The following is a 21,286-nucleotide window of genomic DNA, read 5'->3' as shown; positions in this document are numbered from 1 at the left end:
CCCCGCCTCAATTGTAGTGCACGCGCCGCTCGATGAAGCGGAACTGGAAGATGGTGAGCACGAAGACGATGAGCATCAGAATGACCGATTGCGCCGAGGAGCCGCCGAGGTCGTTGCCGCGGAAACCATCCATGTAGACCTTGTAGACAAGGGTGATCGGATTGTTGGCCGCCTTGTCCTTCACCATCACGTCGATGACGCCGAATGTGTCGAACAGCGCATAGGTGACGTTGATGATCAGGAGGAAGAAGGCCGTCGGCGCGAGCAGCGGCAGGATCACCGTCCAGAAGCGGCGGAAGCCCGAGCGGCAATCCATCGCCGCCGCCTCGCGCACTGCGACCGGAATGCCCTGCAGGCCCGAGAGGAAGAAGATGAAATTGTACGGGATCTGCTTCCAGACCGAGACGACGATCATCGCAAAGGCGGTGTCGGAATAGTTGAGACCGACCTTGATGTCCCAGCCGAACCAGCGGGCAAGCTCGACGATCGGGCCGATATGCTGGTCGAAGAACATCATGCCGATGAGGCCTGCAACCGGCGGGGCGATCGCATAGACCCAGATCAGCAGCGTCTTGTAGGTGGCATTGCCGCGGATGACGCCGTCAGCCTTGACGGCGAGCAGCAGACCGATCGACAGCGCGAAGAAGGTGACGAGCGTGGTGAAGATCGCAGTGAACCTGGCGATACCGAGATATTCGCCCGATTTCAGCACGTCGGTGTAGTTCGCCATGCCGACGAAGGTCGAACCGAAGCCGAACGGATCTTCAAGATAGAAGGACGACTGGATCGCCTGGATCGACGGCCAGTAGAAGAACACGAAGATGATCGCCAGCTGTGGTGCCAGAAAGAGATAGGGCAGATAGGGCGAGGAGAACTGCACGCGCTTGGCGGCATCCTCGCCACCCTTCGCCTTGCCGCCAAAGAGCCGGAGAGCGCCAAAACGACGCCCATCCGCTCCAGTTCCTCCCCGCGGCGCGGGGAGGCTTTCCGTTCCAGTTGTCATCGAGATCAGCCGGCCGTCTTGGCGAAGCGGGCGAGCAGGTCGTTGCCTTCCTTCTCGATGGTGTCGAAGGCGTCCTTCACGGTCGTCTCACCGGAGAAGATGCGGCCGTATTCGCGCTCCATGATCTCGCGGATCTGCGGATAGAAGCCGAGACGGTAGCCCTTCGACCAGTCACCGGCCGGCAGCATCAGCTGCTTGATGCCGACTTCGGCGACAGGCTTTTCCTTGTAGTAGCCGTCCTTCTGGGCAAGCTCATAGGCTGCCTTGGTGATGGCCACGTAGCCGGTTGCCTTGTGGTAGAAGTACTGGATCTCGGGCGAGGTCAGGAACTGGAAGAAGTCGGCGACGCACTTGTTTTCCTCGTCCGTCTTGCCCGACATCGCAAAGAGGGCAGCACCGCCGATGAACGAGTTCGTGCCGGCACCTTCGATGGCGTTCCAGTAGGGCAGGAAGGTTGCCGAGAACGGCATCTGCGCCGTCTTCTGCAGGCCGCCGAACGAACCGGACGAACCGATCCAGAACGCGGCCTTGCCTTCTTCGAAGACCTTCTGGTTGTCGTTCCAGCCGGCGCCGTAGAAGGCGAAGTAGCCTTCGTCCTTCCAGGCCTTGAGCTTGTCGAACATCATGACCAGGTTCGGGTCGGTGACCTTCAGCGTGGTGTCGACGACGCTGTCGTAGCCGTTGTTGTTGGTGGCGAACTGGATGTTGTTGCGCGAGAAGAAGTTCTCGGTGAACTGCCAGGTGAGCTGCGACTGGACGAGCGGGATGTAGCCGGCAGCCTTCAGCTTGGGTGCAGCGGCCTCGAACTCTTCCCAGGTCTTCGGCGCCTCGACGCCGGCCTTCTTCAGGGCCTCGTCGTTGACATACATGATCGGAGCCGAGGAATTGAACGGCATGCCGACGAACTTGCCTTCGCTGTCGGCATAGAAGTAGCGCACGCCGTCGATGAAGGCGTTGCGGTCAAAGTTGTGGCCGGCCTTGATGATCAGGTCTTCAGCGGGAACGACGGCGCCCTTGGCGTTGATGATGGTTGCGGCGCCGGCGTCGAAGACCTGCAGAATGTTGGGCTGTTCGCCCGAGCGGAAGGCGGCGATGCCGGAAGCGAGCGCTTCCTCATAGGTGCCCTTGGAAACCGGGGTCAGCGCGCAGGCGCTCTGGGCTTCGTTGAACTTCTGCGAGATCTCGTTGATGACCTCGCCGTTGCGGCCGGCCATGCCGTGCCACCAGGTAATATTGGTTGCGGCAAGCGACGAGGTTGCCGAAAAAGCAAGGGTGAAAGCTGCGAGCGAAATTTTCTTGAACATGACTGGTCCTCTCCACCGGATTGCGGATGGCAGTGGACTAGTGGCGTTCAATGACAGGCCGGTAACGCTTTTATGTCGGGACGATTACAAATTCGCGAATATGTTCCATGAGGGCGCGCAAACGGAACAGCGCAATCATTTCCTTCGCCGCACGCCCGCTCAGAACGCATCGGGCAGGTGTCGCGGCCAGCGCCAGGGCGTCACCGTGACGATGTCGTAGCGCACGGATAGCCTGGCGAAATCGGGCTGGCGCGCGAGCCAGAGATCGCTCGCCGCGCGAATGCGGTGCTGCGCCGTGGCGGTGACGGCAAAGACGCCCGCCTCTGCCGAGCGCCTGGCCTTGACCTCGACGCAGGCAATGAGATCACCCCTGCGGGCGATAATGTCGATTTCGCCCAGTTTGGTGCGATGGCGCATGGCAACGATGCGGTAGCCCTTCACGATCAGGCAGAGGGCGGCGCGATATTCGGCGAACCGACCGCGCCTCTGGGCTTCCAGCTTCCGCCGATCTGGCCCCTCAGTCGCCATCGCGGTCCTTGAGTTCCAGCAGCCGGTCGTAAAGCTCCTTGCGCGGAAGGCCAGTCTGTTTGGCCGCTTCGGTCGCGGCTTTGCCGGTCGACATGTCGGCGATCAAGCGGACGAGCAGCGCGTCGACGTCGGCCGCCTCCGGCTCCGGCGGCGCGTCGGGCGGGCCGATGACGAAGACGATCTCGCCCTTGACCGCCCCGGCGTCGTCATAGAACGCCTTGAGTTCGCCAAGCGTACCGCGGCGAAACTCCTCGAACGTCTTCGTCAGTTCGCGGCAGACCGTCGCCCTTCTGTCTTCACCGAGCACGGCTGCGGCAGCCGCCACCGTTGCTGCGATCCGATGCGGCGATTCGAAGAACATCAGCGTCGCCGGGACCCTCGCCAGTTCCTCAAGCCGATCGCGCTTGGCCTTGTCCTTGGTCGGCAGGAAGCCGGCAAAGAGAAAGGCGTCGTTGGGAAGGCCGGAGCCGACAAGGGCTGCAAGCGGCGCCGAGGCGCCGGGGATCGGTACGACCCGGTAACCGGCCTCGATCGCCAATTGCCCCAGGCGGTAGCCGGGATCGGAGACCAGCGGCGTGCCGGCATCGGAAACGAGCGCCACGGATCTGCCCTCTGCAAGAGCCGCCAGCAGTCGCGGGCCGACCTCGTCGGCATTGTGCTCGTGATAGGCGTAGGGACGATTGACGATGCCGTAGCGGTCGAGCAGCACGCGGGTGACACGCGTATCCTCGCAGGCAAGCACGTCGGCCCCGGCAAGCGTTTCCAATGCGCGCAAGGTAATGTCGCCGAGATTGCCGATCGGCGTCGCCACGAGATAGAGCGCGACATCGAGCGGGCGCGCGGGAACGCTGGTGTTGTGCAGGCGATAGCTGCGCTGCCTCTGCCCGTCCGTTGTGTCCGACGTCCTATGCTTTTCCAACTGCCGCTTCCTGATCGCTGTGCCGGTTGACCGGTTTTGACCTTTATGAGTGAGCCGACATGGCAGGGCAAGGGCGCCGAGCGCCGGGCCCGCGCGTCATCTGGGGACAGCGCCCGTCAAACCCCTTGCTTTTCGGGCGATGTTTCTGCCATTTTGCCGGTCCACATTCCTTCCGGTCGGTCGGCCGGCACACGCAGTTGACGCTGCGGCGGGAGCCTCGCCCGCCGAGCAACGGTTGAAAGCGGTAGCATCCCATGCGCATTACTCTCGAGCGGTCCAATCTTCTGAAGTCGCTGAACCACGTGCACCGAGTGGTGGAACGGCGCAACACGATCCCGATCCTCTCGAACGTCCTGTTGCGCTCGGATGGTGCCAGCCTCGAGATGAAGGCGACCGACCTCGATCTCGAAATCACCGAGGCGACCCCGGCCCAGGTCGAACAGGCCGGCGCCACCACCGTTCCGGCGCATCTGCTCTACGACATCGTGCGCAAGCTGCCCGACGGCTCGGAAGTGCTTTTGGCGACCAATGCCGAGGGCACGGCGATGACGGTCCAGTCCGGCCGGTCGAAATTCTCGCTGCAGTGCTTGCCGCAATCCGACTTCCCGGACCTCACGGCCGGCACATTCACACACACCTTCCGCCTCAAGGCGACCGACCTGAAGATGCTGATCGACCGGACCCAGTTCGCGATCTCGACCGAGGAAACGCGCTACTACCTCAACGGCATCTTCGTGCACACGGTCGAGAGCAAGGGCGACCTGAAGCTGCGCGCCGTGGCCACCGACGGCCACCGCCTTGCGCGCGCCGACGTCGAGGCGCCGTCGGGCTCTGAAGGCATGCCCGGCATCATCATCCCGCGCAAGACCGTCAGCGAACTGCAGAAGCTGCTCGACAATCCCGATATCGTCGTGACGCTCGAAGTGTCGGATGCAAAGATCCGCCTGACGATCGGCTCGATCGTGATGACCTCGAAATTGATCGACGGCACATTCCCGGATTACCAGCGCGTCATCCCGGCCAACAACGACAAGGAACTGCGCGTCGATTGCCAGTCCTTCGCCCAGGCCGTGGACCGCGTTTCGACCATTTCCTCCGAGCGCGGCCGCGCCGTGAAACTGGCGCTGACCGACGGTCAGATGACGCTGACGGTCAACAATCCGGATTCCGGCAGCGCCACGGAAGAGCTTCCTGTCGGCTACGACCACGACCCGCTGGAAATCGGCTTTAACGCCAAATACCTGCTCGACATCACCTCGCAGCTGACGGGAACGGATGCCATCTTCATGCTGGCCGACCCCGGCTCGCCGACGCTGGTGCGCGATCTGGCAGCGGAAGACGCGCTCTACGTGCTGATGCCGATGCGGGTCTAGTCGCCCGTGCCGCGATGAAAAATGCGACCCGTCACGCCCCGCGTGGCGGGTTTTTTGTTGCCGCGGATATTCGCGCGCTGTTGATAAGACGACGCTTTCAGGCGCGGACAGACTTGTTTTTGCCGCAGATGGGATCACATTATACTCGCAATGTCCGCGCACCGCACGAATCAGCGAGACCGGACCATCCGTTAAGAGAGGACGACGGTTTTGAGGGGATCAATGAACTTGCGCGTGAAGGTGAAGGAACGGCTCGGCCGGAAATTCGACGAGGAAATCCGTTTCTTCAAGGGCTGGATGAGCAATGCGAAGGCGGTGGGGGCCATCCTGCCGACGTCGTCCGTCACCGCCCGGCGCATGGCGAGCGTCATCGATCCCGATTCGGGACTGCCGGTTCTGGAACTGGGGCCCGGCACCGGCGTCATCACCAAGGCGATCCTGGAGCGCGGCGTCGCACCTGAAGACCTGGTGTCGGTCGAGTACTCCACCGATTTCTACCAGCAGCTCAAGGCGAACTACGCCAACGTCAACTTCATCAATGGCGACGCTTTCGACCTAAAGCAGACGCTCGGCGCGATGAAGGATCGAACCTTCGACAGCGTCATTTCGGCCGTGCCGCTGCTCAATTTCCCGATGTACCGCCGGGTCGAGCTGATCGAGGACCTGCTGTCGCGCATCCCCGTCGGTCGCCCTGTCGTGCAGATTTCCTATGGACCGCTGTCGCCCGTCGTCGCCATGCCCGACCGCTACAGCATCCAGCATCTCGACTTCGTCGTGCGCAACATCCCGCCCGCCCAGCTCTGGGTCTATCGCAAGGCGCACTGACGGAGCCTTTCCATGTTCGGCCTTTATATCACGCACCCGCAGGTGCAGATCGATCCGGCCGTGCCCGTGCCGAAATGGGGCCTGTCGGAAACGGGCCGCGCCCGGGCGGAAGCGACGGCGCGCCTCCCCTGGGTTCGAACGCTCGGGCGGATCGTTTCGAGCGACGAAACCAAGGCCGTCGAGACCGCGAGCCTGCTCGCCGCGACTGCCGAGACCGTCGTCGAAATCGACGATACCATGGGCGAGAACGACCGCTCGGCTACCGGCTTCCTGCCGCCGCCGGAGTTCGAAAAGGCTGCGGACTGGTTCTTCGCCAACCCGCATGAGAGCTTCAATGGCTGGGAGCGCGCCATGGACGCGCAGGCCCGCATCACCGCGGCCGTCTTCCGCGTCCTCGATGAACACGACCCTGCTGTTCCCATCGCCTTCGTCGGCCATGGCGGCGTCGGAACCTTGCTGAAGTGCAAACTCGGCGGCACCGCCATCAGCCGAAGCAGCGACCAGAAGGGCGGCGGCGGCGGCAATCTCTTCGCGTTCCGCCTTGCAGATCGCGCTCTCACATGCGACTGGACCCCGATGGAATTCTGGCAGGGGTGACCGCGACATGACCGAGACCGCACGCGACCGACTGATCGTCGGCCTGGATCTTCCGACAATTGCAGAGGCCGAAAAGATCGTCGCCACGCTCGGCGACGACGTCGCCTTCTACAAGATCGGCTACCAGCTGGTGTTTGCCGGCGGCCTCGAGTTTGCCCGGGACCTTGCCGCCGACGGCAAGAAGGTCTTTCTCGACATGAAGCTGCTCGACATCGACAACACGGTGGCCAAGGGCGTCGAGAACATCGTCAAGATGGGCATGTCGATGCTGACGCTGCACGCCTATCCCAAGGCGATGAAAGCGGCCGTCGAAGCGGCGCGAGGATCGGATCTCTGCCTGCTCGGCGTCACGGTGCTGACCTCGATGGACGAGCAGGACGTGATCGACGCCGGATACGAATACGACCCGCATACGCTGGTGCTGCGCCGGGCCGAACAGGCACGCGCAGCCGGCATGGGCGGCATCGTCTGCTCGGCGGAAGAATCCGCCGCCGTGCGCAAGATCATCGGCCCCGACATGGCGCTGGTGACCCCCGGCATCCGCCCCGCCGGCGCCGAGAAAGGCGACCAGAAGCGCGTCATGACACCGGCCGATGCGCTGAAGGCGGGATCGAGCCACCTCGTGGTCGCGCGCCCAATCGTCGCAGCGACAGAGCCGCTTGTCGCCGCCCGCGCCATTCTCACCGAGATGGAAAGCGCGCTTTCGCGCTGAACCTGAAGCCCTTCGGCAACAGCCAGGCGTTGTGCGCCGCACTCCGCCATCCGTTGCAGTCGTTGTGCTTGACCTCGGTTGGAATTTGCCGGAAGTAACACTCCCGTCTGCTTCTAGTGCCTGAAGACGAGGAGATCAGCATGGCAAAAGGATACTGGATCGCCCGGGTCGATGTCCGCGACCCGGAACGCTACAAGGACTATGTGGCGGCCGCAAAGCCGGCTTTCGAGAAATACGGAGCCAATTTTCTTGCACGCGGCGGCACGTTCGAGCGCCTGGAAGGTGGCGTGCGCGCCCGCAACGTCGTGATCGAGTTCCCGTCGCTGCAGGCCGCTATCGACTGCTACAACTCCCCCGAATACCAGATTGCCGCCGCCATCCGCCAGGAAGTGGCCGATGCCGAGATGGTCGTCGTCGAAGGCATCTGACGCGCGCGGCGCGACCAGTCTGCTGCAACGCTCTTCGCCGCGAGGATTGGCCTTCACCTCTTGCGGCTGTTGGGCTATGTAGCAGACAATTCTTCCAAATGAGATCAGGAGTGCGTTTCCCATGACCTTGTCCAACCTTCCGCCGCTGGTGACGATTTTCGGCGGATCCGGGTTCGTCGGCCGTCATGTCGTGCGTGCGCTTGCCAAGCGCGGCTATCGCATTCGCGTCGCCGTCCGCCGGCCGGATCTTGCCGGTCACCTGCAGCCGCTCGGCAATGTCGGCCAGATCTCGTTCGTCCAGGCCAACCTGCGCTATCGCAAGTCGGTCGACCGCGCCGTCGAAGGCTCCGACCATGTCATCAACTGCGTCGGCGTGCTATTCGAGAGCGGCCGCAACACCTTCGACGCAGTACAGGATTTCGGCGCCCGCGCTGTTGCCGAAGCTGCCCGCAATGTCGGCGCGAAGCTCACGCATATCTCGGCGATCGGCGCCGATGCGAAGTCGGAATCGAGCTACGCCCGCACCAAGGGCCGCGCCGAAATTTCGATCCGCGAAACGCTGCCGGACGCGATCATCCTGCGTCCCTCGATCATCTTCGGACCGGAAGACGGCTTCTTCAACAAGTTCGCCCAGATGGCCCGGTTTGCGCCGGCACTGCCGCTGATCGGCGGCGGCAACACCAAGTTCCAGCCCGTCTATGTCACCGACGTCGCCGAAACAGTCGCGCGCTCGGTCGACGGCACGCTGTCGGCCGGCACGACCTACGAACTGGGCGGACCGGACGTGCTCACCTTCCGCGAATGTCTCGAGATCATGCTGGAGACGATCGACCGCAAGCGCCCGCTCGTCTCCGTGCCCTTCGGCATCGCCTCGCTGATGGGCAGCGTCGCATCGATGATCCCCTTCATCACGCCGCCGATCACACCCGACCAGGTGGTGTTGCTGAAATCCGACAATGTCGTTTCCGCCAAGGCGGAATCGGAAGGCCGCACACTGCGCGGCATCGGGATTGCGCCGACGATGCTGGAATCGATCCTGTCGACCTATCTCGTACGCTATCGCCCGCAGGGCCAGTATACGCGCAGCGGCCGCGCCGCCTGATCCATCAGCCAAGCAAGGCATTTTCGAGCGCCGCCGGGCCTTCCGGCGGCGTTTTTCGTTGTGGCATCGAGGCAACAGCGTTGCAGTTCTGCCGCACTCAGAAAAGCGAATGGCATTTACCGCAGATTCAACATGTCCTGATATTGATCAAGACATATCCAACGCATAAAAACCGCCCCGCGCCCCGATCGCAAACGAAGGTTCGGCGGCGAGCATCACTCTCGAAAGGCATAGCGTCCATGGGCAAGTCGATCGCAATCTTTTTTGCGTGTGCGGCACTGATCATTCTGGCTGGCTCATTCATCGCGCCGAATACGGTCGCGAGCAGCGGCAAGGGATGTGCGCCGGCCTATGGCGTCGATCCGTGCACGACGGCATCGATCGATCTTTCCGGCAAGTAAGCCGGCGCCCACGGGGCGACAAGCATTAAAGTTATTGGCGGGGGCCAGGGACCGCGTGCGTTTCATCTGAAACGCACGCGGTTTTGTTTTTGGCCGGTCTCGCCCGAAGAGGGTCCGCGGAGCGCGCTACGGCGAACCGTTTTGGGATTGCAGGCTGCAGACGACAGGACAATCCGGACAGGCGTTCACATCGCAAAGGCGGCAGACCGAATAGGCATGGTCGGCGTCCCGCACGAAGGCTGCCAGCAGCTTTTCCGTGAGCAATCGGAACGTCTCACGCTCTGATGGCTCGAACACGTCGAGGGCATCGGCGATGCGCTGGTATCGTGCCTTGAGGATCGCGTCGCAACTCGTCTCGCCCGCCTGCGTCAGGTGAAGCGCCACGGCGCGCTTGTCCTGCACACTCGGCCTTCGCGCGACCAGACCATCCTTGGCAAGCCGATCGATCAGTCGCACCGCGCCTGGATGCGACATGCCGAGCGCACGCCGCATCTGCTCGATTGTCATGCCTGGTTCATGGCGCAGCAACGCGATTGCAGCAGCAGCCTGGCCTTTTTCCGGCGCATGATTTTCCGTTTGCTGGAGAACCGCATCCGCCAGTCCGAGAACGAGCGCGCCGACCACATTTTCCGTCTTCTTTTCCATCGACACGATGAATATATGCCTCGCGCATAGACAGCAACGCGGAAATGTTGCGATCGGCCATTCGACTGCTCATGCGACGGATGAAATTGAACGACCGCACGCCCCTCGCGTGGCGAACCGGGGCCTGGATGCTCCTGCGTCGTCGATCAGGAAGTGCGAGCCCCTGACCGTAGAAGGCCTTCGCCGAGCACCACCAGGCTGATGCCGAGCAGAGCGACGTCCTTGATCAGGAACGAGCCCAGGAAGTTGAGAAACGGAAACCCGCCAGACTCATCTTCGCAGATCGGCAGCGCGAGCAGCGTGGAAACCGTGGTTGTGAACGTCAGGGCGCCGAGCGCGCCGGCTGCGATCGCCGCGCGCGGTGACCACGCCGCCAGAACGAAGAGGACAGCCGTCGCAATCTCGACGACGCCCAGCAGATAGCTCGTGCCGGCGAAGCCGAACACGACGTAAAGCCACGCCAGCCAAGGGGTACCGGAGATCAACGGCTTCAGCGCGTCGATCTCGATCTGCGTGAACTTGAGAATGCCGATCAAAAAGAGCGGCAAGAACACGCCAGCCAGCGCAATCAAGCGTCCGGCAACAAGCACCCGCGCCTGGAGATCGCCTTTGTTGACTTGCGAAAGTGAAGACACGTTCATTTTCTCGCTCCTTTGCGATCTGTGAATTTATATGCCCGGCGCATATAAATTCACAGATCGGCGCAAATGTCTATGCGCGCCGCATATATTTGACCGCAGCTTGGCACGGGAGACGCCGTTGCACCGCCTCTAATCAGGCCATGGCCAGCCGCTCGGTTGCGACGGGCGGCGATGCAGGCGTTCAACGGATGTCGATTTCACGGCATCAGCAAAAGAGCGGATCGGTTCCCACGCGAAGAAAGAGCGCAAAGAAAAAGGCGCGTCGAAACGCGCCTTTTTCTTTGCGAGATCTGCTGGTCCGGCTCAGCCAAGCATCCAGAGGCCGACGAGGCCGGCCGTGCCGACGATGATGCGCCAGATGGCAAAGGGCGTGAAGCCGCGGCGCGAGACGAAATCGAGCAGCGAGCGCACGACGAAGATGCCGGCGACGAAGGCGGCGATGAAGCCGACTGCGATCACGGTGAAATCGTCGAAGGACAGCGCATCCCGGTTCTTGTAGAGATCGAGGGTGAAGGCGCCGAGCATCGTCGGCATGGCGAGGAAAAACGAGAACTCCGCCGCCGAACGTTTGTCCGTGCCCATCAGCAACGCACCGGCAATGGTCGCGCCCGAGCGCGACGTGCCGGGGATCATCGCCAGGCACTGGAACAGGCCGATCTTCAGCGCCAGCGACGGCGGGTAGTCCATGACGTCGGTGTAGCGTGGCGTCAGCGGCAGACGATCGATCGCCAGAAGGATGAAGCCCCCGACGATGAGGACGAGGCAGATCAGAACCGGTGTCTCGAACAGCACGGTCTTGATGAAGTCATGGGCGATCGCGCCGATGACGGCGGCCGGCAGGAAGGCCAGCAGCACCGAGGCGACGAAGCGGCGCGCCTTGACGCTCGTCGGCAGCGCCAGCGCGATCGACAGAAGCCTCTGGAAATAGACGAGCAGGATCGCCAGGATGGCGCCGAGCTGTATCAGAACGGCGAAGGTGTTGCCCGGCGACCGGAAGCCGAGAAAATGTCCGGCAAGGAGCACATGCGCCGTCGAGGACACCGGGATGAACTCGGTCAGTCCCTCGATGAGGCCCAGAACGAGCGCGCTGATGATCGATTGATCCGCCATATATAAGATTTTCCTGACAAGTTTTGGAGTGGGAGGAAAAGGCTGATTCGCTTGTGTTTGCCACCACAACTTCCTATAGCTTTTTCTGATGAGCCGTGGCCAGACGCATGCGCCGCCACGCGGACGTCCCTCGAAAAAAGACCATAAGAAGCCAGATCATCGATGCCGACACTGTACCATCACCCCATGTCTTCCGCTTCGCGGTTCGTGCGCCTTATCCTTTCGGAATACGGCTACCAGACGGAATTGACCGAGGAACAGCCGTGGGAAAACCGGCGCGACTTCCTGGCGTTAAACCCGGCGGGCACGCTACCGGTCTATGTTGACGACAGTATGAGGGCGCTCTGTGGCGCCACGATCATCTCGGAATATCTCGACGAGACGAACGGCATCATGAAACGAGATCGGCGGCTCCTGGCGGAGGATCCGTTCCAGCGCGCCGAAATCCGCCGGCTGGCCGAATGGTTCCTGCACAAGATGGAAGCGGACGTGACGCGCCCCCTGGTGCGCGAGCGTATCTACAAGCTGCAGATGACGCCGGACCAGGGCGGCGGCGCACCCGACAGCAAGGTGCTGCGCACCTCGCGCGCCAATATCCGCCAGCATATGAAGTATCTGTCCTGGCTTGCGGGTTCGCGACCCTGGCTTGCCGGCGACCGGATCTCCTATGCCGACCTCGCCGCAGCAGCGACCGTGTCGGTGCTCGACTATCTCGGCGAGATCGACTGGTCCGACGCGCCGACCGCCAAGGAATGGTACGTGCGGCTGAAGTCCCGCCCTTCGTTCCGTCCGCTGCTCGCCGAGCGCGTGCGCGGCGTCACCCCGGTTCCGCACTATGCGGATCTCGACTTCTGAGGAAACTGTTGTGCCCGGCAGTGCCGCCAAGGCTGAAAACCAGGAGCGCCGGCGCCAGAAGCTGACGGAGTTTCTGAAGGCCGAGGCCGGGGACAAGGGCTTCGACGTCTGTCGCATCACCCGGCCGGACGCGATACCGGAGGCACCGGCGCGGCTTGCCGATTTCCTCGACGAGGGTTTTCACGGCACGATGGAGTGGCTCGCCGAAACGGCGGAGCGCCGCTCCGACCCGCGCACCCTCTGGAGCGACGTGCGCTCGGTTGTCATGTTCGGCATGAACTACGGCCCCGAAGAAGATCCCCGCGGCATTCTCGACCGGCCGGATCGCGGCGCGATCTCGGTCTACGCCCAGAACCGCGATTACCACGACGTCATCAAGGGCCGGCTCAAAGAGGTCGCGACCCGCTTTGCGGCCCGCGCCGGCGAGGACGTGAAAGTGTTCGTCGACACGGCGCCCGTCATGGAAAAGCCGCTCGCCGAGAAGGCGGGCCTCGGCTGGCAGGGAAAACACACCAATCTCGTCAGCCGCGAGTTCGGTTCCTGGCTGTTTCTCGGCAGCCTTTTCACCACGGCCGACCTTGCCTTCGACGCACCCGAACGGGACCATTGCGGCTCCTGCCGCGCCTGTGTCGACGCCTGTCCGACCGCCGCCTTTCCGGCGCCCTACCGGATCGACGCGCGGCGCTGCATTTCCTACCTGACGATCGAGCACAAGGGACCGATAGACCCGGCGCTTCGTCCGCTGATCGGCAATCGCATCTATGGCTGCGACGACTGTCTTGCCGCCTGTCCCTGGAACAAGTTTGCGCAAAGCGCATCCGAGATGAAGCTGAAGGCGCGCGACGACCTGAAGGCGCCGTCGCTGGCCTTCCTGCTGACGCTCGACGATCCGACGTTCAGAACCTTCTTCTCCGGCTCGCCGGTCAAACGCATCGGCCGTGACCGGTTCGTCAGAAATGTCTTGATCGCGGCAGGCAATTCCGGTGATGACAGCCTGGTGGCGGCCTGCAAGGCACTGACCGGCGATGCCTCGCCTGTGGTCCGGGCGATGGCGGTCTGGGCGCTGTCAAAGTTGATTTCGCCCGATGCGCTTGCGGCCCACGCGAGGCTGTGCGGCGCGGAGAGCGACGAGGAAGTGTTGTCCGAATGGCAAATGGCGGGAGTAAGCCGATGCATGTCCTAGTTCTTGGCGCCGGTTTTTCCGGCATGGCGATCGCGCGCGCCCTTTCCGGCAGCGCCAACACCGTCGCCGGCACCACCCGCAGCGCCGAAAAGGCTGCGAAGCTGGAGAAAGCCGGCATCCGCCCCATCGTGTTTGACGGTAACGTGGTATCTGACGACCTCGCAACCGCATTGCGCCAGACGACCCACCTGATCCAGTCGATCGCGCCGGGCCGCGACGGCGACCCGATGTTCCGCCCCGGCAGCGCCGATCTCGCAAAACTCGCCCCTTCCCTGCAGTGGATCGGCTATCTCTCCACCGTCGGCGTCTACGGCGACCATGGCGGCAGTTGGGTGACGGAGGACATGCTGTCGAAGCCGGTCTCGGCGCGTTCGGTGGAAAGGGTGGAAGCGGAAGACGCCTGGCTCGCCTTTGGCGTGGAGAACGAGATCCCGGTTGCCGTGCTCCGGCTTTCCGGCATTTACGGCCCGGGACGCAATGCCTTCTGCAACCTTGCCAACGGCACGGCCCGCCGGCTGATCAAGCCCGGCCAGGTGTTCAACCGGATTCGTGTCGAGGATATCGGTGCTGCCACCGCCTACCTCTCCGGCAGGCTGCAAGGCGGCATCTTCAACATCACCGACAACGAGCCTGCGCCGCCGCAAGACATCGTCGCCGAGGCCGCCCGGCTGATGGGCGTCGAGCCGCCGCCCGAAATGCCGTTCGAAACCGCCGAGCTTTCGCCGATGGCCCGCTCCTTCTATGGCGAGAACAAGCGTGTCTCGAATGCGCGCATCCGCGAAACCGGTTTCCAATTTGCCCACCCGGACTATCGCGTTTCGCTTGCGCAATTGTGGCAGACAGACAGTTGGCGCGGCGACTGAACAATTGTTGCGCGAACTGGTCAACATATCTGCTCGCGACGGAACATTCTCGATCGGTCGTTCGTTAGTAATGGCCTTCTCAGGAAGGCGCCCAATTATGACCTTCCTGAGATATTCATTCTATACTTTGCGCATTGAATGCAACCCAGGCGATAGTAACGCATTTTCGACCATCCGGAATCCGGACGATTCGTTCAAATCGAAATTTTTAATGATTTTTTTCGTGAAGCCGATATCTGCGGCCGCGTGCGTCGCGCCAATTGCGTTCAACCGCTGATTCCAAAGAACTTCCGGCCAGCATCTAAACTATTTCAAACAATCTTCGTTTTTTAATTTTCGTCCTTTTTCAATAAATCCTAATAGAACGTAAATGGTTGAAGCACGGTTTCGCCATTTTTCGCCCCAATTACCGACCCTTGAAAGAATTAACCAAGAGCCTCTGCCAAAGGCTCGAACCAAGGGTCGCCAGTTTGACGCCAGCGAAAATCAAGTCCGTTGCTGCGGCAGCTCTGTTCACCGCCGGAATCGGCCTCGTTTCCGTTTCCGACAGCCAGGCGGCAGGTGCGGGCTGTGGTGGCGCCTCCTGGTACGCGCTGACCTCCAAGACGGCGTCCGGCGAGCGCATGAACGCCGCCCGACTGACCGCTGCCCATCGCAGCCTGAAATTCGGCACCAAGGTGCAGGTCACCAACAAGCGCAACGGCAAGAGCGTCGTCGTTCGCATCAACGATCGTGGTCCGTTCATCCGTGGCCGCGTGATCGATCTTTCCAAGGCCGCCGCCTCGCAGATCGGCATGATCAGCTCCGGCCACGCCAGCATCTGTTATCGCGTCGTCAATTCCTGATCGCTGCTGCTCTTCGCCCGGCCTCCGTTCCGGGCGGCTCCGTTTCAGAGCGCACCATTCCCTAAGCTTCGACCAATTGCAGCTGAAACGCGCGCGATAGCGGCGCCAGGCGAGAGCTGAATATCAGTGCCGGCTGGTATTAATCCCGGCCAGCGTCTTGCTCTTCGATGCCATCGCCGTTACCACGGCGAAAAAGGAGTAGATCGAAGATGCGATTGGGCGGCAGGCTCGCTGGAGCCATTGAAGTTCTTGAGGACATCGAAAAGCGGAAGCGCCCGGTCGCCGACGCACTCAAGGACTGGGGCCTTTCCCATCGGTTCGCCGGCTCCGGCGATCGATCGGCGATCGGCAACATCGTCTATGACGCGCTTCGCATGAAGCTCTCCCACGCCTATCTGATGGACAGCGACAGCGCAGCCGCTCTCGGCCATGCGGTGATGTATCGTCAATGGGGCTTTTCGCCGGAGGCACTTTCCGCCGAGCTCGACGGCGACAAGTTCGCGCCGGAGATGCCATCCGCCGACATGACCAAGGCTTTCGCCACCCGCCGTCTCGAAGATGCCGCCCCCCATATCCAGGGCGACATTCCCGAATGGGTCCAGGCCTCCTTCGAGGAGAACTTCTCCGAGGATTGGCTCGACGAGGCCAAGGCGCTCGCCGGCCGGCCGACGCTCGACCTGCGCGCCAACACGCTGAAGGCGACGCGTGCCAAGGTGCTGAAGGCGCTGGAGCGCAGCGGCGCCGAGGCAGCGACGATCGCACGCAACGGCATTCGCATTCCAGCCGGCGAAGGCGCCTCGCGCCTGCCCAACGTCACCGCCGAACTTTCCTTCCAGAAAGGCTGGTTCGAGGTTCAGGACGAAGGATCGCAGATCGTCGCCGACCTTGCCTTCCCGCAGGAAGGCGAGCAAGTGCTCGACTATTGCGCCGGCGGCGGCGGCAAGACGCTCGCCATGTCGGCAGCCATGAACAACAAGGGCCAGGTCCACGCCTACGACACCGACCGCAAGCGCCTGGCGCCGATCATCGAGCGCTTGAAGCGCGCGGGAACGCGCAATGTCCAGGTGCATGAGCACACCGAGAGCCTGGCGCCGCTTGCCGGCCGCTTCGACCGGGTTCTCGTCGACGCCCCCTGCACCGGCACCGGAACCTGGCGCCGCCGTCCCGACACCAAGTGGCGGCTCAATCAGAAGAACCTCGAAGAGCGCATCTCCCAGCAGGAGGAAGCGCTGGCGAGTGCCGCGCAGTTCGTGCGCCCGGGCGGGCACCTGATCTACGTCACCTGCTCGGTGCTGCCGGAGGAGAACGAGGCCCAGGTCTACGGCTTCTGCGAGGACAATCCGGAGTTCGAGATCCTGTCGGCCGCAGACATCTGGGCCGGGCTTTTCGGCACAGACAAGCCGCAGCCGTGGTCTGCCGACATGAAGACCGTGACGCTGACGCCAGCCTCGACCGGCACCGACGGCTTCTTCTTCTGCCTGATGCAACGCAAGGGTTGATGGCCTTTTGACAACAGTCAAATGACGCGCATCAGATTGAAAACGTTCTAAACTATACACTTTGACACCAGTTTACTTTTGGTTCATGACAATCGGGCTCTGGCGGGTCGACGGGGGATATCTGACGACCCACGCCGAGCGATGACGCCGTCCCGCGGTGTCCGTTCCGGGCCCGCCGGGAAAAGAACAGGAGAGGGTCATGACCAAGAATTTCATCCGCGCCGCGGCGCTGGCGCTCATGACGGCAACGTCGACGCTGGCCCTGCAGCCGGCAGAGGCTGCCACCGATGCAGCCGCCGTCGTCAAGCACTACACCGTCGTCGCGCACGCCAAGTTCGAAGATGCGCTGATCACGGCGCAGGCGCTCGACAAGGCGATCGACGCCTTGATCGCAACGCCGAGCGAAGCCACGCTGAAGGCGGCGCGCGAAGCCTGGCTCAAGGCCCGCAACCCCTACCAGGAAACGGAAGTCTACCGCTTCGGCAACGCCATCGTTGACGAGTGGGAAGGCAAGGTCAACGCCTGGCCGCTCGACGAAGGCCTGATCGACTATGTCGACCCGAGCTATGGCAGCGAAAGCGACGAAAACGCGCTGTTCACCGCCAACGTGATCGCCAACAAGACGATCAAGATCGACGGCAAGGACGTCGACGCCACCAACATCACGCCGGAGCTGCTTGGCGGCACGCTGCAGGAAGCCGGTGGCATCGAGGCGAACGTCGCCACGGGCTACCACGCCATCGAATTCCTGCTGTGGGGCCAGGACCTGAACGGCACCAAGGCCGGCGCCGGCAACCGTCCCTACACGGACTACGACACCAAGGCCTGCACCGGCGGCAACTGCGACCGCCGTGCCGCCTACCTGAAGGCTGCCTCCGAGCTGCTCGTCTCCGACCTCAAGGAAATGGTCGCCAACTGGACGCCGGATGGCGCGGCGACCAAGGTCGTCGAAGCAGACCCGAAGGCCGGCCTGACCGCCATCCTGACCGGCATGGGCTCGTTGTCCTACGGCGAACTTGCCGGCGAGCGCATGAAGCTCGGCCTGCTGTTGCACGATCCGGAGGAAGAGCACGATTGCTTCTCCGACAACACCCACAATTCGCACCTGCATGACGCGATCGGCATCCAGTCGGCCTATACGGGCGAGTACACCCGCGTCGATGGCACCAAGCTGACCGGCGCCTCGCTTTCCGAACTCGTCGCTGCCAAGGACGCGGCGCTCGACAAGGAAATGACGGCAAATCTCGCCACCACGGTCGACAAGATGCAGGCCATGGCCAAGCGCGCCGAAACCGTCGAGGCCTACGACCAGATGATCGGCGAAGGCAATGCCGAGGGCAACGCCACCGTCCAGGCGGCGATCGACGGCCTCATCGCCCAGGCCAAGACCGTTCAGCGCGTCATCGCGTCGCTCGATCTTGGAACAATTGAGCTTGAAGGTTCCGACAGCTTGGATAATCCTAACGCTGTTTTCCAATAGGCTGAAAAGGCGGGCCGCGCCTTGAAGGACGCGGCCCGATCCTCCATCGATGAACGCATGCATTGCCCGCTCCCTTTCGCAGTCGCTGCTGGCGCTGTGTCTTCTTGCGGCGGCGGTTCAGGCGTCCGACGATACGTCCGCGCTGAAGCACAGGCGCGATGACCTTTCCGAAGCCGACCTTCGCCGCGTCGAGGCGATCACCGAACCGACCACCGATTTCTCCAAGGCGGAACGATACGAAGCGATGTCTGCGGGCGCCGGAACGTCGATCGCCCCGAACAACCGGGACAGTTTCACGCTGTTTTCCGCAAACCTGCCCTTCGAAGACGAAGAAGGCTTCAAGCTGGGCGACGCGCTGTTCGAAAAGCTCTGGGTGTCCTCGCCCTCCTCAACCCAGGCATCCGATGGCCTTGGGCCGCTCTACAACGCGCGCTCCTGCCTGAGCTGCCACCCGCGCGACGGACGTGGCGGCCCGCCGGAAGGAGCCAGCGACGCGACGTCGATGCTCTACAGGCTCGCCCGCGCGCCACGCGACGAGCGCGAGCGGCAGATGCTGGCAAACTTCGACATGCCCAACTTTCCCGACCCTACCTACGGTGCGCAGCTTCAGGACAAAGCCGTGCCGGGGCTCGCCGCCGAAGGCCGGATGACGATGCGCTATGCCGAGCTTCCGGTGACGCTGTCGGACGGCGAACTGGTCTTCCTGCGCAAACCAACCTATGCGGTCGACGATCTCGCCTACGGCGCCCTTGATCCGACGACGACGCTCTCGCCGAGGGTTGCCCCGCAAATGATCGGGCTCGGTCTGATCGAGGCGATCCACGAGGCCGATATTCTCGCCCGTGCAGACCCTGACGATGCCGACGGCGACGGCATCAGCGGACGGGCGTCGCTTGCACGTGATCGCGCGACGGGAGAAATCGCCCTTGGCCGTTTTGGCTGGAAGGCGCAGGTGCCGACGGTGCGCCAGCAAACAGCCGATGCGCTTTCCACCGACATCGGCATTTCAACCCCGGACCTGGACCGCAGCGCCGGCGATTGCACCGAGGCGCAAACGGCCTGCCTCGAATTGCCGACCGGTGTCCAGGCACGCCTTGGTAGCAACGAGGCGCCGGACCCGGTGCTCGGTCTGATCACTTTCTACTCGGAGCACCTGGCCGTCCCGGCAAGGCGCAAGGCGAGCTTTCCAACGACCCTGCGCGGCAAGGAGATCTTCTATCAGAGCGGCTGCGCGTCCTGCCACACCCCCAAATACGTGACCAGACGCGACGCGTCCCAGAAGGCATTGGCCTTCCAGCTGATCTGGCCCTATTCGGATTTCCTGCTTCACGACATGGGCGAGGGCCTTGCCGACGGCCAGGCCGTGGGGGTCGCCAGCGGCCGCGAATGGCGCACGCCGCCGCTCTGGGGTATCGGGCTGACGAAGGCAGTGAGCGGCCATACGTTCCTGCTGCACGACGGCCGCGCCCGCAATTTCACCGAAGCCATTCTGTGGCATGGTGGCGAAGGCCAGAAGGCGCGCGACGCCTTTGCAGCACTTGCCACCCGTGACCGCCGCGACCTCCTCGCCTTTCTGGAGTCTCTTTGATGTCCTATATGCCTTCACTTGCACTTGGCCTTTGCCTGGCCACGATAGCCCTGCCGGCCTTTGCGCAGGAAGGGAGCGCTCTTTCGCCCCGCGTCGTCAACGAGGCCGCCGTGCCCCAGGTGATGGCCAAGGCCGTCGACGATTTCATCATCCCCGGCTATCGCAATCTTTCGAATAAAACCGCGGCGCTCGCGACCGCGACGGCCGCTCTTTGCCAGGCGCCCTCCCCGGCATCGCAGGACAAGGCGAAAGCGGCATTCTCCGATCTGGTGCAAGCCTGGTCGACGATCGAGATCATACGGCTCGGCCCGGCGCTGGCGCAAAACCGGTTCGAGCGCTTCCTGTTCTATCCGGATCGCAAGAGCACCGGGCTGAAGCAGGTGCAGGCCATCCTTGCCAAGAGCGACGAGACGGCGACCAGCGCTGCCACGCTCAAGGGCAAGAGTGTCGCCGCGCAAGGCCTGGGCGCACTCGAATACGTGCTCTACGGAAACGGCTCCGAAACGCTGGTCGGCAAGACGGGCGATTTCCGTTGCCGCTACGGCGTGGCGATTTCGCAGAACCTCGACTCGATCGCCAACGAATTCCTGGCGGAATGGCAAAAACCCGACGGCATCCAGGCTGCCTGGAAAAACCCGGGGCCCGGAAATCCGGAGTTTCGCGACAGCAAGGAAGCGGCAACCGAGCTGCTCGGCATTTTCGTGCATGGCGTCGAAATGGTGAAGGACCAGCGGCTGAAGCCATTTTATGCCGGCACCGTCGACGGCGTTGAAGACAAGGGCCATCCGAAGTCGGCGATCTACTGGCGTTCGGAAAACACCATGCCCTCGATCGCCGCCAACTTCGCCGGCCTCAAGACCCTGTTCGATGTGGCCGACATGCAAAGCCTGCTTCCGGAAGACAGCCGTTCGGTCGCCGGATCGGCGGATTTCGTCTTCAAGTCCGTCATCGGCATCTCGCAAAACATCGACGGCCCGATCGCCGACGCCATTGCCGACGACAAGAGCCGCGGCAAGCTCGACTTCCTGACCCTCAACACGGTCGATCTTCTCGGCCGGTTGAACAAGGATTTCGGTGGCGCCATCGGTCTCGGCGCCGGTTTCTCCTTTGCCGACGGCGACTGAGCGACAGCCTTTTACGGCTGCACGTCGCCTTCGATCGAGGTGCGGCGGCGGGGCCCGTGCGCCTGGAAAGGCCAGCAATACCGCAGCTGTTGACAATCCCCCCGTTTGGGCGCAAAGCGCTCCCGTGTCCGCTCTCGCGGGCACGTTTCACCACAAGGATCAACTTGCAATGAACCCCGACAGTCGAAGTCGAGCCTTCATGCTCACGACCGTTCGGTCCTGATTGATCAGGGCTTCGCGGCGGTCGGATGACTCGCCCTA

22 protein-coding genes are annotated in these 21,286 nt (G+C 62.8%); 15 read left to right on the top strand and 7 right to left on the bottom strand.

What is annotated here, in order from left to right:
* Positions 1-7: 7 nt before the first annotated feature.
* From RTP54_RS01375 to rsmI, 4 genes are all read right to left on the bottom strand, one after another.
* Complete coding sequence (locus RTP54_RS01375; RefSeq protein WP_312360326.1) at positions 8-1,003, bottom strand: ABC transporter permease subunit; 996 nt, start codon at positions 1,001-1,003, stop codon at positions 8-10.
* 5 nt (positions 1,004-1,008) lie between these two features.
* A complete protein-coding gene (locus tag RTP54_RS01370) occupies positions 1,009-2,307 on the bottom strand; it encodes an extracellular solute-binding protein (protein ID WP_112809165.1) in 1,299 nt (432 codons plus the stop codon).
* Positions 2,308-2,466: 159 nt separating this feature from the next.
* Positions 2,467-2,835 carry a YraN family protein gene (locus tag RTP54_RS01365; protein ID WP_312360324.1) on the bottom strand — a complete coding sequence of 123 codons (369 nt, stop codon included), beginning with the start codon at positions 2,833-2,835 and terminating at the stop codon, positions 2,467-2,469.
* The gene (rsmI, locus tag RTP54_RS01360) at positions 2,825-3,754 is read right to left on the bottom strand and encodes a 16S rRNA (cytidine(1402)-2'-O)-methyltransferase (protein ID WP_112809167.1); all 930 of its coding nucleotides are present in this window, start codon (positions 3,752-3,754) and stop codon (positions 2,825-2,827) included. Before rsmI ends, RTP54_RS01365 begins: the two co-directional genes overlap by 11 nt.
* Before the next feature lie 254 nt (positions 3,755-4,008).
* Here rsmI and dnaN point away from each other — a divergent pair, with 254 nt between their 5' ends.
* The 7 genes from dnaN to RTP54_RS01325 all read left to right on the top strand — a co-directional run bounded on the left by dnaN (position 4,009) and on the right by RTP54_RS01325 (position 9,192).
* A complete protein-coding gene (gene dnaN / locus RTP54_RS01355; protein WP_112809168.1) occupies positions 4,009-5,127 on the top strand; it encodes a DNA polymerase III subunit beta in 1,119 nt (372 codons plus the stop codon).
* A 222-nt stretch (positions 5,128-5,349) separates the two neighbouring features.
* Positions 5,350-5,952: a phospholipid N-methyltransferase PmtA gene (gene pmtA, locus RTP54_RS01350; protein ID WP_312360322.1), complete on the top strand. Its 603-nt coding sequence runs from the start codon at positions 5,350-5,352 to the stop codon at positions 5,950-5,952.
* Positions 5,953-5,964: 12 nt separating this feature from the next.
* Positions 5,965-6,549, top strand: a complete 585-nt coding sequence (locus tag RTP54_RS01345; protein WP_312360320.1) for a histidine phosphatase family protein — start codon at positions 5,965-5,967, stop codon at positions 6,547-6,549.
* 7 nt (positions 6,550-6,556) lie between these two features.
* A complete protein-coding gene (gene pyrF, locus RTP54_RS01340; RefSeq protein WP_312360318.1) occupies positions 6,557-7,261 on the top strand; it encodes an orotidine-5'-phosphate decarboxylase in 705 nt (234 codons plus the stop codon).
* Positions 7,262-7,401: 140 nt separating this feature from the next.
* The gene (locus tag RTP54_RS01335; protein ID WP_112809172.1) at positions 7,402-7,689 is read left to right on the top strand and encodes a DUF1330 domain-containing protein; all 288 of its coding nucleotides are present in this window, start codon (positions 7,402-7,404) and stop codon (positions 7,687-7,689) included.
* Positions 7,690-7,810: 121 nt separating this feature from the next.
* Positions 7,811-8,791 (top strand): complex I NDUFA9 subunit family protein, encoded by a 981-nt coding sequence (locus RTP54_RS01330; protein WP_312360312.1) that lies wholly within the window; start codon positions 7,811-7,813, stop codon positions 8,789-8,791.
* A gap of 239 nt (positions 8,792-9,030) precedes the next feature.
* Positions 9,031-9,192 carry a hypothetical protein gene (locus RTP54_RS01325; RefSeq protein ID WP_112809174.1) on the top strand — a complete coding sequence of 54 codons (162 nt, stop codon included), beginning with the start codon at positions 9,031-9,033 and terminating at the stop codon, positions 9,190-9,192.
* 126 nt (positions 9,193-9,318) lie between these two features.
* On the opposite strand, the gene RTP54_RS01320 is transcribed toward RTP54_RS01325, so the two are convergent.
* The 3 genes from RTP54_RS01320 to RTP54_RS01310 all read right to left on the bottom strand — a co-directional run bounded on the left by RTP54_RS01320 (position 9,319) and on the right by RTP54_RS01310 (position 11,588).
* Positions 9,319-9,837, bottom strand: coding sequence for a MarR family winged helix-turn-helix transcriptional regulator (locus RTP54_RS01320; RefSeq protein WP_112809175.1), 519 nt, complete (start codon positions 9,835-9,837; stop codon positions 9,319-9,321).
* Positions 9,838-9,983: 146 nt separating this feature from the next.
* Positions 9,984-10,478, bottom strand: a complete 495-nt coding sequence (locus RTP54_RS01315; protein WP_409517084.1) for a DUF417 family protein — start codon at positions 10,476-10,478, stop codon at positions 9,984-9,986.
* A gap of 303 nt (positions 10,479-10,781) precedes the next feature.
* Entirely contained in the window at positions 10,782-11,588 is an 807-nt protein-coding gene (locus RTP54_RS01310) for an undecaprenyl-diphosphate phosphatase (RefSeq protein ID WP_112809177.1), read from the bottom strand.
* A 162-nt stretch (positions 11,589-11,750) separates the two neighbouring features.
* Here RTP54_RS01310 and RTP54_RS01305 point away from each other — a divergent pair, with 162 nt between their 5' ends.
* The 8 genes from RTP54_RS01305 to RTP54_RS01270 all read left to right on the top strand — a co-directional run bounded on the left by RTP54_RS01305 (position 11,751) and on the right by RTP54_RS01270 (position 21,025).
* Positions 11,751-12,443: a glutathione S-transferase family protein gene (locus RTP54_RS01305; protein WP_112809178.1), complete on the top strand. Its 693-nt coding sequence runs from the start codon at positions 11,751-11,753 to the stop codon at positions 12,441-12,443.
* Between the two features lie 10 nt (positions 12,444-12,453).
* On the top strand, positions 12,454-13,626 hold the full coding sequence (gene queG / locus RTP54_RS01300) for a tRNA epoxyqueuosine(34) reductase QueG (RefSeq protein ID WP_312360303.1): 1,173 nt from the start codon (positions 12,454-12,456) through the stop codon (positions 13,624-13,626).
* Complete coding sequence (locus RTP54_RS01295) at positions 13,614-14,489, top strand: SDR family oxidoreductase (protein WP_312360300.1); 876 nt, start codon at positions 13,614-13,616, stop codon at positions 14,487-14,489. Before queG ends, RTP54_RS01295 begins: the two co-directional genes overlap by 13 nt.
* Before the next feature lie 470 nt (positions 14,490-14,959).
* The gene (locus RTP54_RS01290) at positions 14,960-15,334 is read left to right on the top strand and encodes a septal ring lytic transglycosylase RlpA family protein (RefSeq protein WP_112809181.1); all 375 of its coding nucleotides are present in this window, start codon (positions 14,960-14,962) and stop codon (positions 15,332-15,334) included.
* A 209-nt stretch (positions 15,335-15,543) separates the two neighbouring features.
* Positions 15,544-16,833, top strand: coding sequence for an RsmB/NOP family class I SAM-dependent RNA methyltransferase (locus tag RTP54_RS01285; RefSeq protein WP_112816457.1), 1,290 nt, complete (start codon positions 15,544-15,546; stop codon positions 16,831-16,833).
* Between the two features lie 199 nt (positions 16,834-17,032).
* Positions 17,033-18,313, top strand: coding sequence for an imelysin family protein (locus tag RTP54_RS01280; RefSeq protein WP_112809183.1), 1,281 nt, complete (start codon positions 17,033-17,035; stop codon positions 18,311-18,313).
* Positions 18,314-18,362: 49 nt separating this feature from the next.
* Entirely contained in the window at positions 18,363-19,901 is a 1,539-nt protein-coding gene (locus RTP54_RS01275; protein ID WP_112809184.1) for a di-heme oxidoredictase family protein, read from the top strand.
* The gene (locus RTP54_RS01270; protein ID WP_409517083.1) at positions 19,901-21,025 is read left to right on the top strand and encodes an imelysin family protein; all 1,125 of its coding nucleotides are present in this window, start codon (positions 19,901-19,903) and stop codon (positions 21,023-21,025) included. Before RTP54_RS01275 ends, RTP54_RS01270 begins: the two co-directional genes overlap by 1 nt.
* Positions 21,026-21,286: the final 261 nt, after the last annotated feature.

Origin of the sequence: Ensifer sp. (genome assembly GCF_031989085.1) — a bacterium.
Classification (GTDB): Bacteria; Pseudomonadota; Alphaproteobacteria; order Rhizobiales; family Rhizobiaceae; genus Ensifer.
This window is presented reverse-complemented; position numbering and strand designations above follow the sequence as displayed.

Bases quoted from the DNA above. Each gene is read 5' to 3' on its own strand.
- RTP54_RS01375 (WP_312360326.1), bottom strand. From the start codon at position 1,003: ATGACAACTGGAACGGAAAGCCTCCCCGCGCCGCGGGGAGGAACTGGA.
- RTP54_RS01370 (WP_112809165.1), bottom strand. From the start codon at position 2,307: ATGTTCAAGAAAATTTCGCTCGCAGCTTTCACCCTTGCTTTTTCGGCA.
- RTP54_RS01365 (WP_312360324.1), bottom strand. From the start codon at position 2,835: ATGGCGACTGAGGGGCCAGATCGGCGGAAGCTGGAAGCCCAGAGGCGC.
- dnaN (WP_112809168.1), top strand. From the start codon at position 4,009: ATGCGCATTACTCTCGAGCGGTCCAATCTTCTGAAGTCGCTGAACCAC.
- pmtA (WP_312360322.1), top strand. From the start codon at position 5,350: ATGAACTTGCGCGTGAAGGTGAAGGAACGGCTCGGCCGGAAATTCGAC.
- RTP54_RS01345 (WP_312360320.1), top strand. From the start codon at position 5,965: ATGTTCGGCCTTTATATCACGCACCCGCAGGTGCAGATCGATCCGGCC.
- pyrF (WP_312360318.1), top strand. From the start codon at position 6,557: ATGACCGAGACCGCACGCGACCGACTGATCGTCGGCCTGGATCTTCCG.
- RTP54_RS01335 (WP_112809172.1), top strand. From the start codon at position 7,402: ATGGCAAAAGGATACTGGATCGCCCGGGTCGATGTCCGCGACCCGGAA.
- RTP54_RS01330 (WP_312360312.1), top strand. From the start codon at position 7,811: ATGACCTTGTCCAACCTTCCGCCGCTGGTGACGATTTTCGGCGGATCC.
- RTP54_RS01325 (WP_112809174.1), top strand. From the start codon at position 9,031: ATGGGCAAGTCGATCGCAATCTTTTTTGCGTGTGCGGCACTGATCATT.
- RTP54_RS01320 (WP_112809175.1), bottom strand. From the start codon at position 9,837: ATGGAAAAGAAGACGGAAAATGTGGTCGGCGCGCTCGTTCTCGGACTG.
- RTP54_RS01315 (WP_409517084.1), bottom strand. From the start codon at position 10,478: ATGAACGTGTCTTCACTTTCGCAAGTCAACAAAGGCGATCTCCAGGCG.
- RTP54_RS01310 (WP_112809177.1), bottom strand. From the start codon at position 11,588: ATGGCGGATCAATCGATCATCAGCGCGCTCGTTCTGGGCCTCATCGAG.
- RTP54_RS01305 (WP_112809178.1), top strand. From the start codon at position 11,751: ATGCCGACACTGTACCATCACCCCATGTCTTCCGCTTCGCGGTTCGTG.
- RTP54_RS01295 (WP_312360300.1), top strand. From the start codon at position 13,614: ATGCATGTCCTAGTTCTTGGCGCCGGTTTTTCCGGCATGGCGATCGCG.
- RTP54_RS01285 (WP_112816457.1), top strand. From the start codon at position 15,544: ATGCGATTGGGCGGCAGGCTCGCTGGAGCCATTGAAGTTCTTGAGGAC.
- RTP54_RS01280 (WP_112809183.1), top strand. From the start codon at position 17,033: ATGACCAAGAATTTCATCCGCGCCGCGGCGCTGGCGCTCATGACGGCA.
- RTP54_RS01275 (WP_112809184.1), top strand. From the start codon at position 18,363: ATGAACGCATGCATTGCCCGCTCCCTTTCGCAGTCGCTGCTGGCGCTG.
- RTP54_RS01270 (WP_409517083.1), top strand. From the start codon at position 19,901: ATGTCCTATATGCCTTCACTTGCACTTGGCCTTTGCCTGGCCACGATA.